The sequence below is a fragment of the Paenibacillus humicola genome (assembly GCF_028826105.1).
Lineage (GTDB): Bacteria > Bacillota > Bacilli > Paenibacillales > Paenibacillaceae > Paenibacillus_Z > Paenibacillus_Z humicola.
Genome location: NZ_JAQGPL010000001.1, coordinates 4,401,952 through 4,417,186 on the forward strand (window position 1 = coordinate 4,401,952; position 15,235 = coordinate 4,417,186).

The window sequence follows — 15,235 nt, forward strand, 5'->3', positions numbered from 1 at the left end:
TGTTAGGTCGCCATTTTCGTCAGTTGTGTTAGGATTGTTAGGATTTAAGGTCTGCCAAATTTGTTAGTTCTGTTAGGTTGTCACCATAAGCTCGTTTCCGACCATTTGCGCGCCGCAAAATTAACCGACAGCAGCAAGATCAAATTGATGACCGAATTGAACAGCCCGACCGCGGACGAGAAGCTGAAATTGGCGCCGAGCAGGCCGACCTTGTACACGTAGGTCGAGATGACCTCGGAGGAGCTCGAATTAAGCGGATTTTGCATCAAATAAATTTTCTCGAAGCCGACGCCCATCAGGCTGCCGAGGCTTAAAATCAGCATAATGATCGTGATCGGAGCAAGCGACGGGAGATCGATATGAATGATTTTCTTCCATCTGGTCGCCCCGTCGATACGCGCCGCTTCGTAGAGGGAGGGGTCGACGCCGGCCAGGGCGGCGATATAAATGATCGAGGCGTACCCCATCTCCTGCCAGACGCCGGACCAGACATAGATCGACTTGAAAAACTCCGGGATGCCCAGAAAATTGGTCGGCTTCATACCGAGCAGCGAAAACAGCCGGTCGGCGACGCCCACATGAGGCGTCAGGATGAGGATGATGATCGACACCATAACGACGGTCGAAATAAAATGCGGCGCGTACGTGATCATTTGCACCGAGCGTTTGAAAGGTCCCGTTCGCACCTCGTTCAGCGCGAGCGCCAGCAGGATCGGGACGGGAAAGCCGGCCAGCAGCGAATAGACGCTGATGCCGATCGTGTTCCGAATGAGCAGCCAGAAGTTCGGCGAATGAAAGAACGTCCCGAAATGCTTGAAGCTCACCCAAGGGCTGCCCCAGATGCCTTTGACGACGTTGAAATCTTTAAACGCGATCTGCACACCGGCCATCGGTACGTACTTGAAAATGATGAGATAGAGCACTGGAAGAAACACGAGCAGATACAGCTCCCAATGGCGCTTCATTCGATTCATCGTGCGGCCGCTGCGGCTTAGTTTTACGGCCTGGCTTCGGCGAAATGGCAGGCTTCGATTCATGGGCACGTCTCCCTTGCCGACGAACTTGCCGGAGCTTCGCATTCCGGCTGTGAAACGATCGTAACCGAGGCCCGTTATTCGCAGCAATTTGCAAGATTCGTGCATTTCGCATTTTTCGCCAGGACCCCCCGGAAACGGTGCCCGCACCTCGAAGAAACGGCTGACGCCATCCGTTGGCGGCGGAACAAATTTCTTCCCTTCGATCGTGAGAAGGCGAAAAGGCAGCCTTTCCTATCCGCTGATGAAAACATCCTTACCCGCAGGCGGCAGCCGCTCGGGCAAGGATGTTTCATAAACGGCGCCTCAGCGGGCAAAAAAGAGAGGTTGGCGAATTAAGCGGACTGGCTGCCCTGCTTGCGGAAATCTCTCGGCGACAGCCCGACGGTGTTTTTGAAGGCGCGATTGAAGGAATTGTAATTGTAATAGCCGACCTCCAGGCTGATCTGCTGCATCGATTTTTGCGTTTCGGCGAGCAGCTCCTTCGCCCTGCTCATCCGGATGCCGATCAGAAAGTCGACGAAGTTCTCGCCGAATTCCTCCTTGAACATTTTGCTGACCTGCTTGGCGTTCAGTTGAAATTTATCGCTCAAAAAATCGAGCGACAGATCCGGATTTGCGTAGTTCCCGATAATAAATTTGCGTATTTCCGTCACAATAGCGCGTGCGCCGTACGAATCCTTCAGCTCGTCCATCTGCGACGCCATCGCGGCAAATATGCGCCTGCAGCCGTCCTCCAGCTCGCCGGCCGTTTCCCAATGCTTTTGCAGCGCCTGCAGCTCCGCCTGCGCCGTTTTCCAAATCCGGCGGTATTCCTTCGACAGCTCGGCAAATTCGCGTTCCAGATGCCGGCACAAAAACTGCAGCATGCCGTCAATTTCGCTGCGCGGAGTTAACGCATCCCGGATTTGCGCGAACAACAGCCCGAGCTGCCCGGGCCATTCGCTGCCGCAAAGCCGCAGCGTCTGCGCCAGCGAACAGGCGGTGTAGGCCCATTCGTTCGTCTCCGCCTGCGTCCGTCCGGCCGTATGCCCGGGAGCGATCACCCGGTTCGGGCCGAGCACCGCTTTAAACTGGAGCAATTGCAGGGCGTTCTCGTATGCGCCGCGAATGCCGCGCAAGCCGGAAGCCTCGCCCGGCATGCCGATGGTCACCGTGAACTTCAGATTCTGCTCCGTCCATTCGCGCACCGCCTCCATGATGGCATTACGCGCCGCTCCCGACGCAGCGCTGTCCCGCTCCCACAGGATGGCGGTCAGCCGGTTGTCGGCCGTCCATTCGGCCCAGACGTCCGCATGGTGCTGCTGCGCCGTTTCATGCAGCACGATGTACAGCGTGAATTTAAGCAGCCTCTGATCGTGCGGGCTGTAGGCATTCGTAAACAGACGGTAGCCGTCGATCTCGAGCACCTGGACAAAAGGGATTCTGCCCTTCACCTCGTACCCAAGCTTGGCAAGCTCCGCTTCGCAGTCCTCCTGCCCGTTCGGACGCGTCCCCTCCAGCAGCTCCTGGAACAGCACCTTTTTGAGCAGGATCAGGTCCTGCTGATGCTGCTTCCGGAACTGCTCCGTCTGCTCCATCAGCCGCTCCAGCGTATGCTGAATGAAACCGAGCTCGCCGGTGTTTCTCCCGCCTCCGTCCGCCTCCCGCGCCAGCAGCTCACCCGGCGAGCCGGTGCGGATCAGCGATACGATCTGCTGAATCGGCTTGCAGTTTTTTCGGGTGACATGGATGAACCACAGGATGCCGGCGGCAACGGTCGCGACTGCCAGCAGAGTCCATAGATTGTACAGGTGGAGGGTGAACGCCAGCCCGTCCTGATGAAGCAGGCCGCTTTCCACCTTCCAACCGGTATACGGCGACGTATAGGCGGAAAAAACCGGGTTCCGTCCTTTGGCGTCTGTGCCGCCGCCGAGCACGGTTTGTCCGTCCGCATCGATCAGCCGCACAAAGCTGATGCCGGGATTGTACATTTGCCTGACCGCGTTCTGCAGGCCGGCGACGCTGACGTTTACGACGAACAGCCCTCGTTTCTGACCGGTGAAATAAGGTGCGCTCCGCACCAGAGTCACGACCGGCTTGCCCGTACCGTCCGGAATCGTTTTGAACATCCGGACGCCCGTCCACCGCTCCGGCAACGCTCCGTTCAAATACGGCTCGATAAACGTTTTATCGGGAAAATCGTTCATCTCCTTCGGTGCGCTCCCGAGCAGAAAAAGGTCCCCGGCGCGGACGAAATAGACGGAATCGATCATCGGATAGGCCGCCTTCAGGTTGTCCATCACCTTCAACGCTTGAATGTTCGCATACACGTCGTTTTCGTCGAGGCTGAAAAATTTGGTCACGGCCGGATCGGTTAAAATCTCCCTGACCACGCTGTAATCGATCGTTTTCAAGGCGTTATCCGTAAACAGAATGGCCTGCTGGGCCAGAAATTCGTTGGCCCTTGCCGCTTCTTTGCGGTTTTGTTCGTTGAGCGATTGAAAAAAGAGGAAAAACAGGAGCATGGTAATGCCGAAAAAAGCGGGAAGGTAGGAAAGCAGGAGTCTGCGGAACCAGCTTTTGTTCATGACGAATCCCCCCAGCGGTTGTTCTCTTCATAGCTCTTCCGGTTGCCGTCTTTCAACGTGAATCGCATCGCCCCCTTAAGAACAAGGAAGCCGACGATTATACCGCTTCGCCGGCTTCCATAATGACCTGTCTGCAACCGCACTGTCCGCATGCCAAAAGCGCTTTCAAAGCCGTCTTCATTTCAAACCGGAAGGAGCGGCTCGCGCCGTCCTCGGCGGCGAAGCCGGTTTCTTCCCTGTAAATCGGCGAAGAATCAAAACGTCATCTTTTCCTTGAAATGAACATAACCGTATATTCGCCCCGGCTTCAACCGTCATTTTTCGAAAAGTTACCCTTTTTCGCCGGCTGCCGGAAGGCCGTTTGGCCGATGCCGCAAAGGCGGTACCCGAATGCCGGAATAGCCGTTCAAATCGGGCCAAGCGCGAGTTCACCTTTTTCGCAAATCCGCCGAAGCGGGCGAAAAAGGTGAACTTCCGGCCCTGCCTATTTACGGCTTCCGCTGCTCCTCGCGCTTTGCCTTGAGCCATTTCGGCGCGCCTTTGTCCTTGTTGTCGCGCTCGCGTTTCTTTGTCGTTTTCCGGGCTTCGGGCTTGGATGCGGCAGGCTTGCCGCTTGCGCGCCGCTCCGTTCTGCCGGTGCTCTGACCGTCATGCCGGCCGCCGGCGCCAGCGCTCGGCTGCGGGCCCACTGACGGCTCGCCGCCCGCTGCGACACTTGGGCTAGAGGCAGGCATCCGGCGCGCTCTCTTCTTGCCTGCACCGGGTCTCGTCCCGTTGTTATCGCTGTTATAGCCGGGTTTTGACGTTTCATCAATCCGGGTACTGCGGTGGCTCGAACCCGATTCCGGCCCTCGCACTCCCGCTTGATCTGTGCGGCCGTCCATGCCGGACGGCGATTCCTTCGTTTTCGCCAGACTGATGTGCCGTCCGCCGCGGCCGGTTTGCAGCTCGTCCGGGTTCCATAGGCGCCCGCGGTACATGGCCTTCTGTATAATCGGGATGCCGAGCTGCCTTGCGAATTTATCCATAATAAACAGCTGCTGCGGCGTCACGATCGACACGACTGTGCCCGGCCTGCCCATGCGGCCCGTCCGGCCCGAACGGTGCACATAAATGTCCGCATCGAGGGCCGGGTCCAAGTGAAGCACGAGCGGCAGGTTCTCGATATCAAGGCCGCGTGCAGCTACGTCCGTTGCCAGCAGCAGCCGGCAGCGGCCGTCCCTGAAGCGGGTCAGCGTTGCGGCGCGCCGCTGCTTGTCCGCATCGCCGTACAGCGTCTCGACGGCGAAGCCTTCGTAGCCGAATTTCGCTTCGTAATTCGCAATCTCGTCGGTATCGTTAATAAAGGCGAGCGCCGACGCCGGATTCATCAGCCGCATCAGCCTTCGGGCGGTATCCACTTTGTCGCGCTTGTCGCACACGAGATAAAAATGCTCCACGTTCGAGCCGGCGCCCGGCTCTGCCGTCACGTCGATCCGCTCCGGATTTGTCATCCACTTCCGCTCCACGTCCGCCATCGTCTGCGGGCGCGTAGCCGAGAAGAAAGCGACCTGACGGTCGCGTACCATTCCTTTGAGCAGCGTCTCCACTTCCCGGCCGGAGCCGAGACTGAACACTTGATCCGCTTCGTCGATGACGAGAACGCGGATATGATGCAGCCTCAGCTTGCCGGCCGCCGCCAGCTCGTGGATACGTCCCGGCGTCCCGATCACGATGTGCGGATGCTGCCGCAGCTTCTCGACCTGGCGCTGCATCGAAGCGCCGCCGATCAGCGGCTGCGCGCGCAATCCGAGCGGCGGGCAGTATATTTCCGCCACGCGGAAGATTTGCATCGCCAGCTCCTGCGTCGGCGCGAGCACCATCGCCTGCAGCCGGGAGCTGTCCGAATCGATTCGCTGCAGCGCCGGCAGCAGATAGGCCAGCGTCTTGCCGCTGCCCGTCTGCGATTTCGCGCTTATATCCCGTCCGCCGAGCAGCGCCGGAATCGCCTCCGCCTGCACGGGCGTCGGCGTCTCGATCCGATGCTCCCGCAGCGCCGCGGCGAGCCGCGCGTCTATTCCCAGTGATTCCCAAGTCATGTTGTTTCGTCCTCATTTCGCATCTTCAATATAGCCGGCGAGCGTTTCAGACGCGCCGCACGGCGGATCAAGCTCCGTTCGTTCCCATTGTTCGGCAGGAAGCTATTTGCGGCTGAACATTCGTCCCGCCACCCGGTCCGCTAGTCTCGGCATCAAGCCGTACAGCCGGATACCGAGCGACAAGGCTAGCGGCAGATCGGCCTCCGGCGTCCGCCGCTCAATGACGCGCGCGATCGTTTCGGCGACACGGCGCTGCGGCAGCATATACCGGCCGATGCTCGTCTTGTACGCGCCTCCGGGATCCGCCTTGTCGAAAAAAGGCGTGTCGACCGGTCCGGGGTTAACGGCAGAGACGGCTATGCCGTAAGGCGCAAGCTCCATCCGCATCGCATTCGTAAGCCCCAGCGCCGCATGCTTCGAGGCGGCATAGCCGGCCGACTTCGGCGTGGCGATTTTGCCCGCCAGCGAAATGACGTTCACAATATGGCCGTCGCCCTGCTGCCTCATGAGCGGGAGCACCGCCTTCGCGCAGCGGACGATGCCCATATAATTCGTGTCCATCATTTCCGAAAAATGCAGGAGCGGCGCATCCTCGAAGCGCTCGAACACACCGAAGCCGGCATTGTTCACCAGCACGTCGATCCGGCCGAATTCGTCGAACGCCAGACGCACGACCCGATCGACGTCGCCGTCGTCGGTCACATCGAGCCGGTAGCGGCGGCACGGGCCGCCGATTGCGTTTGCCGAGCTCTCCAGTCTCCGCTCGTCTCGGCCCGTCAAGACGGGCACCGCTCCCCGCTCGGCAAGCAGCTTCGCCGTTTCCGCTCCGATCCCGCTGGAAGCCCCGGTTATCAGGACGATTTTCCCTTTCATCGTTTCGCTCAACTCCCGTACCCACAGTTTACTTCAATCGGCCCTCCGGAAGCAAAGACCAACCGGCCCAGTCGTCCCCTTGAAAATGAAAAAAAGCTCCCGCAGGAGCTGTAAACGTGTTACGATGCAATTAATACTTGAATGTCCAATTCGCCAATTCCCTCCATAATTAGCGGTATCGCGAGCGCTTTCTGCATCGCGAAGCCGGCCGATTGCGCGGAATGCATTACTTTCGGCGGAGTGATGTCCACCTTGACGCCTTGATTGTAAAGCATCGTACTCGCGTTGCCGCTGATCATGTTGCCCAGCTCGGAGATTGCGCTCTTGCCCATCTCGTCGAGCTCGGAAATGGCGTATCCGCCCATCATCGCAGAGATCATTTTGAGCGCGACGTCTTCGCTGAGGCCGAAGACGATATCGCCATTCATCTGGCCGTTCAAGCCGATTTGAATCCATACGTAATTTTCGATAAACTTGACGTCCTTCACACTGAGCTGTCCGGTAGCCGGCCGGATTTGAACCACTTGCTCGATAACGATTCTGGCAGATTCCAGGAAGGGATTAATATATTCGGCCTTCATCGCAACGCAGCGCCCCTTTTTACATAAGTATCGAGTGACAGAACTTTGTAAGCCCATTATACAGGAATAGCTAGGACAAGTATACTATTTCTTTCCACGTATTTGTTGAAAAAAGCTTGTTTTTGTCGAACTACAGTCCTAGGGAGGAACGGCATGCCGAACGTATGGGCGCATATCATCTATGGGCAAAAAGTACTGGAGTCCATCGGCGAGCAAACGATGATCGCAGCTTCGGAGGACCGCAAGCTGTTTTTTTTAGGCTGCCAGGGTCCCGACTTCCTCTTTTACCATCGATTTCTGCCCTGGCAAAAGAACAAGACGATGACCCTGCTCGGCGGCGAGATGCACAGCAAGCAGTGCGGACCCGTGCTTATGGATTTGCTGGATGCCGCAGCCGGCCGGCCGGCAGCCGCCCAGGCTCCCGATCCGGCAGTATTGTACACGCTCGGTTTCGTGCTTCATCATCTGCTGGACCGCAAGCTGCATCCTTATATTTTCAGCAAAGCCGGCTTTCGCAAGTGGGATCATCAGCGGCTGGAAATCATGATGGATACGATTATCGCCCGCAAGCTGGCCGGGATTGAAACGTGGAAGACGGAAATTTGGCGCGAGATCGACGCGGCGGGAGCCGTGCCGGATGGGATCGTGGATGCGTTCGAGCAAATCGTCGCCGTCCACTATCCCGCCTATGCGCCGTATATCGAAAGGGAGCATTGGAGAATGGCGATGAAGGATATGGTCCGTGCGCAGCGGCTTTTCTTCGACCCTTCGGGCATACGCCGGTTTCTGACCTTCCGGCAGATCGAACCGTTCGTGTATCGCCGGGACATCCCGCCGCTCGATATTATGAACGAACAACGCAAAAGCTGGCTGGACCCGGCGAACGGGAAGGACCGTCACCAGGAAAGCGTGTGGGATTTGTGGGAGGCCGCCATGGAGGAGGGTCAAGCGGTCATGCGCGCCGTATTGGAATGGCTGCGGGCGCTTGAGCAGGCATCGTTCGATCCGACCGGGGACGAAAAGCTGCTGGCGACGGTTCAGCTTCGCGAAACGGCCGCCTCGCTCATCGACGACCGCTCCTACGAAACCGGTCTTCCCTGCAGCAGCGGCGCGGGCATCCGCTATGCCGAGCCGATTTGGCCGGACGGCGGCGTAGCGGTTAACCCGCCGTCCGGCGCTGCGCTGGATTGACGTTTAAGCTCCTACATCGCCTCCGGCTTCGAGCGGCGGTAGCGAAGGCGGATAAGCCGCAGCTTATCATATAGCAGATCGAGCGGCTTTCCCTGGACGGCCTCTTCCCCATACACCTTATACAGCACCGGCTTCAGGTACCGGTCTCCCTCGCTTGTCAGCGCTTCCCAAACGAGCCGCTGCTCCGATTCGGGCATTTGCTTCAGCTCCCGTTCGATCAGCGGCTCGACGTCGTAGCCTTCCGTCTCCAGCCTTTCTATCCGCTCCATCAGCTCGCGGCGCGGAAGCTCCAGCTCCGCCTGCATGTCATCGAGCGTTTTCCCTTCCGAAATGGCGCTCAGCAGGATCCGTTTCACGTGCTGCCGGTCCATTTGCGTTTTGTATTTGTTTTCTTTCTGTTTGAACAGCCACTGCGAATACGCGCCGGGGTCCAGCCGCTCCGCAACCCACTGCAGCGGAAACGACGTCGCTCGCTCGACCGTCCGCGTGATGGCCAGCACCTCTTCGCCGTAAACGGCCAGCTTCGCCTCGCCCCAGCCGGGAATTTGCCGCAGCTCCTCCAGCTCGTACGGCACGAAGGCGCTGATCATCCACAGCAGCCGGTTGGTGGCGACCAGATAGGCGGATTTCTTGTCCGCGATTGCCCGTCCGCGCCGCCAGTCCCGCAGCGTCTCGAACAGCTCCGCATTACCGTGCAGCTCCCCGTAGCACTGCAGCATCGTATACAGGCTGCCGGCGCCGGTATTCCGTCGGCGGTCGTCGAGCATGCCGTCGACAAGCGGCCGGTAGCCTTCCCCCATCCTGACGGCGACGCCGTGCCGGAACGAGGTGATCATCTCTTCCCACGAGCCGCCTTCAAACCAGACGGATTCGTCCTTCCCGCCCTCTTCCTCCGTCCAGATGACCGACCAGACGCCGTTCTGCTCGCAAATCGACAGCTGCGCCGAAGCCGTGCGCCCGTCTTCTCCGGTTTTCTCAAACGTGTTCAAAAATACGATCTGCATCCGCTGTGCACCTCCGCAATAAATATCAAACGACGATGAACGTCTGCCGCCGAATGGACACAAAAAAACACCTCTTCCGGCCGGCCTGCGGCTCGAAAGAGGTGCTTCCTCACGTTCAACGTTTTTGATTGCTATCATCATAGCACAGGGCGCGAGCGAAAGGCAATAGCGAACGCCTGAATCATCAAACGCGCTTGACGGCGGCCGTCTGCAGCGTTTCCCGTCCCGACCAGTAGGCGAGCCCCGTCGTGGCCAGCAGCAGGAGGCCGGTCACCCAGAAGACGCTGTGGATGGAGAAGACTCCGCTGATCGCTCCGCCGACGAGCGGTCCGAGCATCCCGCCGATCTGCCCCGCCGATTGGTTCAGGCTGAACGCACGGCCGCGGAAATCGCTCGGCGTCGAGCGTACGACCATGCCGTTGAGCGCCGGGAACACCGCGCAGAAAAAGGCGCCGTAAATGAACCGGATAATCGAGAAGCCCCATATGTTGTGAAACGGAATTTGCGCGATATTGCCGAGACCGCCGACAAGCAGGCCGATGACCAATATTTTGTTGAAGCCGTATTTGTCCGCCAGCTTCCCCCACCTCGGCGCAAAAATAATGCTGGCGATGCCCACCAGCGAGAACACGATGCCTGCGAGCAGCGAGGCGTCTTTGACGGACCCGCCTATCTGCACGATATAGAGCGGCAGAACCGGTTCGATGGTCATGACGGAAAACTGGGTGAGCAGCGACAAGACGAGTACAAGGAAAAACGTCTGGTTGCGCGAGGCGATTTTCAGCGTCTGGAAGACGGAGCTTCGCGTTTTGCTCGGCACGAATTTCTCTTCCTTCACCCAGAACAGCACGAGCAGCGTGGCCAGCAGGACGAGGATGCCGGCGCTGGCGAAGGCGATCCGGGTGCTGACGAGCCGCGCGATGATGCCGCCGAGCAGCGGGCCCATAATGCTGCCGGTCGCCGTTGCCGTCGACATGACCGACAGCGCGTAGCCGACCTTATGCTCGGGCGTATTCGTGCCGACCAGCGCGATCGCGCCGGGAATGAATCCGCTGAGCAGCCCTTGAAGCAGGCGGAGCGCAAGAATCTCGTAAGCGTTCGTAACGAGCGAGGTCAGTATATAAATAACAAAGAGCGCGAAGCCGGCGCGGACGATCATCGGCTTGCGCCCGTAACGGTCGCCGACCGCCCCCCAGAACGGGGATGCAATCGCCCCGGCGAAGAAAGCGCTGCTGAACAGCAGCCCCGACCACATCTCGACATGCTGCGTCTCGCCGATCTGAATGAGAAACAAAGGGAGAAAAGGAATGACCATCGAGAAACTCGCCGCCGTGACGAATGAGCCGAACCAGAGCAGCCACAAATTACGCTTCCAACGTTCCATGCACGCATCCTCCTCGAAAAAAGAAGACTCCTCGCGGAGTCCCTGAAACCGTTCTTAACCGTCGTCTACTAGTGTATCAGAAAAGGAGCGATTTACCGATTCCGGTATTTGTCCGCATAGCGCCATAAGAGGCCGATACATTGCGATTATCGCTATGTTGCTCCCCCTAGCCGATGGATGCTATGATAAAGCGGACGACAGGAGCGTCCGGCCGCCAGCGGCGGGGCGCATCCCCAAGGAGGAATTCCCGGCATGCATCTGCCCGATTACGATTTTATGTCCGATACGACCGAAGAAACGACGACGCGGTTCGTGACATTCATTTCGCCGAGCTACAAACGGTTCGATCTGGCCGTAATGACGACGAACCGGTTTTACGGCAAAAAGCTCGTCACCGACCTGCAGCAGGGCATCACCGCCATTATCGGTCAGGACGACCTGGACGAGGAAGGATACCTCGAGCATGTGTTCAAGCTGACGGAGGAAGAAGCGGCGGATTTGAACCAGTTTCTGAGCCTTGTGGTAGGTACGGTGAATTTTACCGATTGACCCGGGACACACTGTAACGGAAAGCAATTACGTTGCAGGAGGGCGGACATGGACGGATTCAAGGGCGAAAAACGCCGTCTTTACACGGATTTGAAAACCGTTGAATCGCAGCGGAACGACCTGACGGCCGAAGAATTTCCGGAAGGCCCGTACGGCTCCGACCTGCTGACGGAATCGCTCGGCAAAAGCTCGCCGTGGCGGATCGACCAGCGGCCGCCGAACCGGTTCGATTACGAGAACCGGGAGCTGCACGCCGATATGGAACGCGGCTACCCGGGCGACAGCGGCCAGGGCAATGCCGTGCTTGACGGCAAGGACCTTGACCAGTCTTGAACGAAAGCCTCCGGATTCCCGTACGCAGGGAACTCGGAGGCTTTCGTTCTTTTATCAGGCCGGACATTCGAAACGGTCCGCGTTCGCTTAGACGATGCACTTTGCAGAGTCGAGCCGGGTAACCTGGGCCGCCGCCTGCTCCGCCGCACTCATTCACCCTCCGCCGAATAATGATAGTCCCGGTATTCCTGCGGCGTGCAGCCGACCAGCTTCTTGAAGAGGTACGTGAAATACGCCGACGTCTGAATGCCGACCTCATCGGCGACCTCGTACACCTTGATGCCCGGGTCCTGCAGCAGCGCCTTGGCCCGCTCGATCCGCGTCGCTTGGACGAACTCGGAGATCGTCTTCCCCGTTTCGCGCTTGAACAGCACGCTCAGGTAGCTGGCGTTCAGGTTAAACTGCTCCGCCAGCTGCTTGACCGTCCAATTCTCCTTCAGCCGCTCCGCGATGAAGGCGGAGACGTTGCGGATCAGGTGATGCTGCTGGCCCGCGCGCTCCTTCCCCGCGTTTTGCATGCAGCGCTCGACGTATTCCGTCAGCAGCCCGGCGATTTGCCCCGCGCTGCCGCAATCCAGCATCCGCCGCCACATCAGGATGCTCGTCTCGCCGCCTGGCTCTTCCCCCGGCTTCATATGGCGGAACAGCTCGCTCAGGAAATTCATCCCAAACGCCTGCGCATAGGAAAAGGAGACCGTCTCCCGCGTCAGCAGGACGTCCAGCATCCGGTTCAAATAGCCGCCGGCCTTCTCCGCATCGCCCGCTTCCATCAGCTGCACGAGCTTCGGCATCCATTCCTCGCGCAGCCGGTAATCGTTGAACTCGCCGGATATGTGGCCGTCGTACCGGACAATCTGGCCTTCCGCGACCAGGCGCGCCTTGGCCATCATGAATTTGGTTTCCCGGTAAAGCAGCGGAGCCTCGTCCCAGCGGCTTCCCGTCCGGCTGCAGCCGATCGTCACTGTCGCGCCGTGCTGCTCCTGCATCATTTCCTGCACGAACTGCATCCGTTTCTCCGCGAGCACCCTCTCCTCCGGCGTCGGATTCGCCAGCATGGCGATGAATTCGTCCGGCGCGGACTGAGCCAGAAAGACCGATTCGACATCGGAGAAGCCGATCTCCACCGTTTTCTTAAACCCGCTTCCGAGGCGCATGCGCGCTTGCGCTTCCCTGCCGGACGTCTGATAACGGTCCAAGCCGATAACTAAGAGATGAAAGCCTTGTCCGATCCGCGGCACCTCCATCAGACGGTTCCAGGAGGCGAGCGTCTCCTCCGACTGCGCTTCCTCCGCAATCAGGTCGAGCACGAACCGCTCCTTGATCAGCTTCAGGCTTCCCGATACTTTCTCCTCCAGCTCCCTCGTCTGCTCGACAACGCTGCGCATCCGCTCCAGCGCGTCCCGGAACGCCGTCAGCCGGCTCGTCACTTCCTCCGGCTTCAGCGGCTTCAGGACGTATGCTTGGGCGCCGACATGAATCGCATCCTGGACGAACTCGAATTCGTTGTAGCCGCTGATCATCAGCACCTGCAGATGGGGATGGAGTTTCTTCGCCTCCGCTACGAGCTCGATGCCGTTCATGCCGGGCATCGCGACGTCCGAGATCAGCACGTCGAACGCCGTTTGCCGCAGCAGCACCAGCGCCTCTTCCCCCGATTCGCATGCAGCCGGGACGTCGAAGCCGAGCTTATTCCAGTCGATATTGCGGACGAGCCCGGCCAGGTTGGACGGCTCGTCGTCGACGATCAATACCTTAAGCGGCACTTACGGTTCCCTCCTTAACGCCGGCTCGGCGAAGCTGGCGGGGAATTTGACGGTAACCCGCGTCCATTGTCCGCTGACGCTCTCGACCAGGAAAGACGCATCGCCGCCAAAATACAGCGCCAGCCTTTCCTTGATGTTGGCCGTGCCGAAGCCGTTGCCTTTACCGATATAGGTTCCCTGATCAAGCTCCTTCAGCCTGTCCGCGGGAATGCCTTTCCCGTTATCGAAAACCGACATCCCGATTTCGTCCCCCGCCTTTCGAACCGATATCCGGATCACGGCGTCCGGCTTGCGAAAAATAGCGCCGTGAACGTAACAGTTCTCCACGATGGGCTGCAAAATCGTCTTAATCGTATAATAATCGAGCGCCGCCTCATCGATATCCCACTCCACGCGCACGCGTCCGGGATAACGGAACTCGCAGATGTCCAAATACGCTTTGACGTGCTCGAGCTCGTCGCGGATGCGGATCGCGCTGATCCGGTTGTTCAACGTCAGCCGGTAAAAGGTCGTGAGCGCGTCGATAATCCGGATCTGCTCCTCGTCCTGCGCACTCAGCGCGCGCCAGCGGAGAAGCCCGAGCGAATTGTAAATAAAATGGGGATTAATCTGCGCCTGCAGCGCCTTGAACGCCTGCTCCCGCTCGACGAGCCCCGCCTGCGTGATATCCTCCACCAGCCGGCCGAGCCGCTCCGACATCGAGTTGAACAGCTTTTCGAGCTCGCCCAGCTCGTCCTGCTCCCAATTGCGCACCGTCACCTCGAAATCCCCGCGGGACACGTCGCTCATGCGGGTACCCAGCTTGCGGATGCGGTACACGATATTTTTGACGATCGTCATCATGAGCGAGATCGACAGCAGCAGGAAAAAGGCCGTCACGCCGACGATAAGCAGCAAAATCGCGCGGTTCTGATCGTCCATATATTTCATGTGGATCAGCGCGACGACGTGCCAGCCGGAGGACAGCGGCTTTGCGATTAGCAGCTCCTTTGTGCCGGTAAGGTCCAGCACCGGTGTTCCGCCGCTCGCGCCGCTTCCCGCCTGCGCCGTGTCCGTCCCCTGCTCCTTGCCGCCGTCCGCCGTTGCCGCCTGCGGCTCCTGACTCGCGTCTTCGTCCGGCCAGTCGGCCTTAATCCGGCTGCCGATCCGCTCCCGCTCCGTCGCGGCGAGAACGCGCCCGTTGTCGTCGACGATGTACAGGCTGCCGCCGTTGTCGAACGGATGATCGAACAGCTCCCCGAATACGGCGTCGTAATTCAGCAGGATGTAGACAACGCCGAGCAGTGTGCCGGAATTGTCGATTATTTTGCGCGTCAGAATGATCTGGTTCGGGTTGCCGGGCACGGTGCTCCAGCGGAGCGAATGCGGGTCCTCCGATACTTCCTTGTACCAGGCGCGCTCGTCCATGCCGGATACCATTCTTGCCTCCGGGCGCCACAGCAGCTGGCCGTCCTGCACGAGCGTCTCGTTCGTATGATAGATCCGGAAGTCCGCGATGCCGGGCAAATATTTGCTCGTGATCAGAAAGGTGCGGTCTACGTAATTGACCGTATCGACGATGTCGGCCATATCCGTATAGTCCCGCGAGAGCCGGGCGATCAGCTCGCCGTCGGTCGCCGACCGGACGGCCAGCAGCTCGTAGCTCATTTTGCTGAAATCCACGATTTTCGCCGTCTGCCGCACCGATTCGTCCGCCGCGACCAGATAGCTGTGGTGGAAGCTCCGCATGATCATATAAACGGCGCCGCTCCCGAGCGCGAGCGTCGGAAGCAGCAAAATGAGGACGTATAGGGTCAAAATTTTGCTTCTCAGGTTCAATCGGCGCGTAAAGCCGATAATCAGTTTCTCCAGCTGCAGACGCAAGTTGTCATACCC

General features: G+C 59.1%; 12 protein-coding genes. 3 read left to right on the forward strand and 9 right to left on the reverse strand.

The window, feature by feature from the left end; all coding sequences use genetic code 11:
• Positions 1–80: 80 nt before the first annotated feature.
• The 5 genes from PD282_RS20230 to PD282_RS20250 form a co-directional block, all read right to left on the reverse strand.
• Positions 81–1,037, reverse strand: a complete 957-nt coding sequence (locus PD282_RS20230; RefSeq protein ID WP_274652610.1) for an ABC transporter permease — start codon at positions 1,035–1,037, stop codon at positions 81–83.
• 332 nt (positions 1,038–1,369) lie between these two features.
• Positions 1,370–3,604: an AraC family transcriptional regulator gene (locus PD282_RS20235; RefSeq protein ID WP_274652612.1), complete on the reverse strand. Its 2,235-nt coding sequence runs from the start codon at positions 3,602–3,604 to the stop codon at positions 1,370–1,372.
• Positions 3,605–4,092: 488 nt separating this feature from the next.
• A complete protein-coding gene (locus PD282_RS20240) occupies positions 4,093–5,682 on the reverse strand; it encodes a DEAD/DEAH box helicase (protein WP_274652614.1) in 1,590 nt (529 codons plus the stop codon).
• Between the two features lie 102 nt (positions 5,683–5,784).
• Complete coding sequence (locus PD282_RS20245; RefSeq protein WP_274652616.1) at positions 5,785–6,555, reverse strand: SDR family NAD(P)-dependent oxidoreductase; 771 nt, start codon at positions 6,553–6,555, stop codon at positions 5,785–5,787.
• Between the two features lie 119 nt (positions 6,556–6,674).
• On the reverse strand, positions 6,675–7,136 hold the full coding sequence (locus tag PD282_RS20250) for a chemotaxis protein CheX (RefSeq protein WP_274652618.1): 462 nt from the start codon (positions 7,134–7,136) through the stop codon (positions 6,675–6,677).
• A 153-nt stretch (positions 7,137–7,289) separates the two neighbouring features.
• Here PD282_RS20250 and PD282_RS20255 point away from each other — a divergent pair, with 153 nt between their 5' ends.
• Positions 7,290–8,327 (forward strand): hypothetical protein, encoded by a 1,038-nt coding sequence (locus PD282_RS20255; RefSeq protein WP_274652620.1) that lies wholly within the window; start codon positions 7,290–7,292, stop codon positions 8,325–8,327.
• A gap of 11 nt (positions 8,328–8,338) precedes the next feature.
• Here PD282_RS20255 and PD282_RS20260 read toward each other — a convergent pair whose 3' ends face one another.
• Entirely contained in the window at positions 8,339–9,331 is a 993-nt protein-coding gene (locus tag PD282_RS20260) for an HRDC domain-containing protein (RefSeq protein ID WP_274652622.1), read from the reverse strand.
• 184 nt (positions 9,332–9,515) lie between these two features.
• Positions 9,516–10,715, reverse strand: coding sequence for an MFS transporter (locus PD282_RS20265; RefSeq protein ID WP_274652624.1), 1,200 nt, complete (start codon positions 10,713–10,715; stop codon positions 9,516–9,518).
• 252 nt (positions 10,716–10,967) lie between these two features.
• On the opposite strand from PD282_RS20265, the gene PD282_RS20270 reads away from it, so the two are divergent.
• A complete protein-coding gene (locus PD282_RS20270; RefSeq protein WP_274652626.1) occupies positions 10,968–11,264 on the forward strand; it encodes a DUF3055 domain-containing protein in 297 nt (98 codons plus the stop codon).
• 48 nt (positions 11,265–11,312) lie between these two features.
• Positions 11,313–11,597 (forward strand): hypothetical protein, encoded by a 285-nt coding sequence (locus PD282_RS20275; RefSeq protein WP_274652628.1) that lies wholly within the window; start codon positions 11,313–11,315, stop codon positions 11,595–11,597.
• A gap of 149 nt (positions 11,598–11,746) precedes the next feature.
• Here PD282_RS20275 and PD282_RS20280 read toward each other — a convergent pair whose 3' ends face one another.
• Both PD282_RS20280 and PD282_RS20285 read right to left on the reverse strand, forming a co-directional pair.
• Complete coding sequence (locus tag PD282_RS20280; protein ID WP_274652630.1) at positions 11,747–13,360, reverse strand: response regulator; 1,614 nt, start codon at positions 13,358–13,360, stop codon at positions 11,747–11,749.
• Positions 13,361–15,223 (reverse strand): cache domain-containing sensor histidine kinase, encoded by a 1,863-nt coding sequence (locus PD282_RS20285; protein WP_274652632.1) that lies wholly within the window; start codon positions 15,221–15,223, stop codon positions 13,361–13,363.
• Positions 15,224–15,235: the final 12 nt, after the last annotated feature.

What these genes read in the sequence shown, in the direction of transcription:
- PD282_RS20230 (WP_274652610.1), bottom strand. Translation starts at nt 1,037, where the DNA reads ATGAATCGAAGCCTGCCATTTCGCCGAAGCCAGGCCGTAAAACTAAGC.
- PD282_RS20235 (WP_274652612.1), bottom strand. Translation starts at nt 3,604, where the DNA reads ATGAACAAAAGCTGGTTCCGCAGACTCCTGCTTTCCTACCTTCCCGCT.
- PD282_RS20240 (WP_274652614.1), bottom strand. Translation starts at nt 5,682, where the DNA reads ATGACTTGGGAATCACTGGGAATAGACGCGCGGCTCGCCGCGGCGCTG.
- PD282_RS20245 (WP_274652616.1), bottom strand. Translation starts at nt 6,555, where the DNA reads ATGAAAGGGAAAATCGTCCTGATAACCGGGGCTTCCAGCGGGATCGGA.
- PD282_RS20250 (WP_274652618.1), bottom strand. Translation starts at nt 7,136, where the DNA reads ATGAAGGCCGAATATATTAATCCCTTCCTGGAATCTGCCAGAATCGTT.
- PD282_RS20255 (WP_274652620.1), top strand. Translation starts at nt 7,290, where the DNA reads ATGCCGAACGTATGGGCGCATATCATCTATGGGCAAAAAGTACTGGAG.
- PD282_RS20260 (WP_274652622.1), bottom strand. Translation starts at nt 9,331, where the DNA reads ATGCAGATCGTATTTTTGAACACGTTTGAGAAAACCGGAGAAGACGGG.
- PD282_RS20265 (WP_274652624.1), bottom strand. Translation starts at nt 10,715, where the DNA reads ATGGAACGTTGGAAGCGTAATTTGTGGCTGCTCTGGTTCGGCTCATTC.
- PD282_RS20270 (WP_274652626.1), top strand. Translation starts at nt 10,968, where the DNA reads ATGCATCTGCCCGATTACGATTTTATGTCCGATACGACCGAAGAAACG.
- PD282_RS20275 (WP_274652628.1), top strand. Translation starts at nt 11,313, where the DNA reads ATGGACGGATTCAAGGGCGAAAAACGCCGTCTTTACACGGATTTGAAA.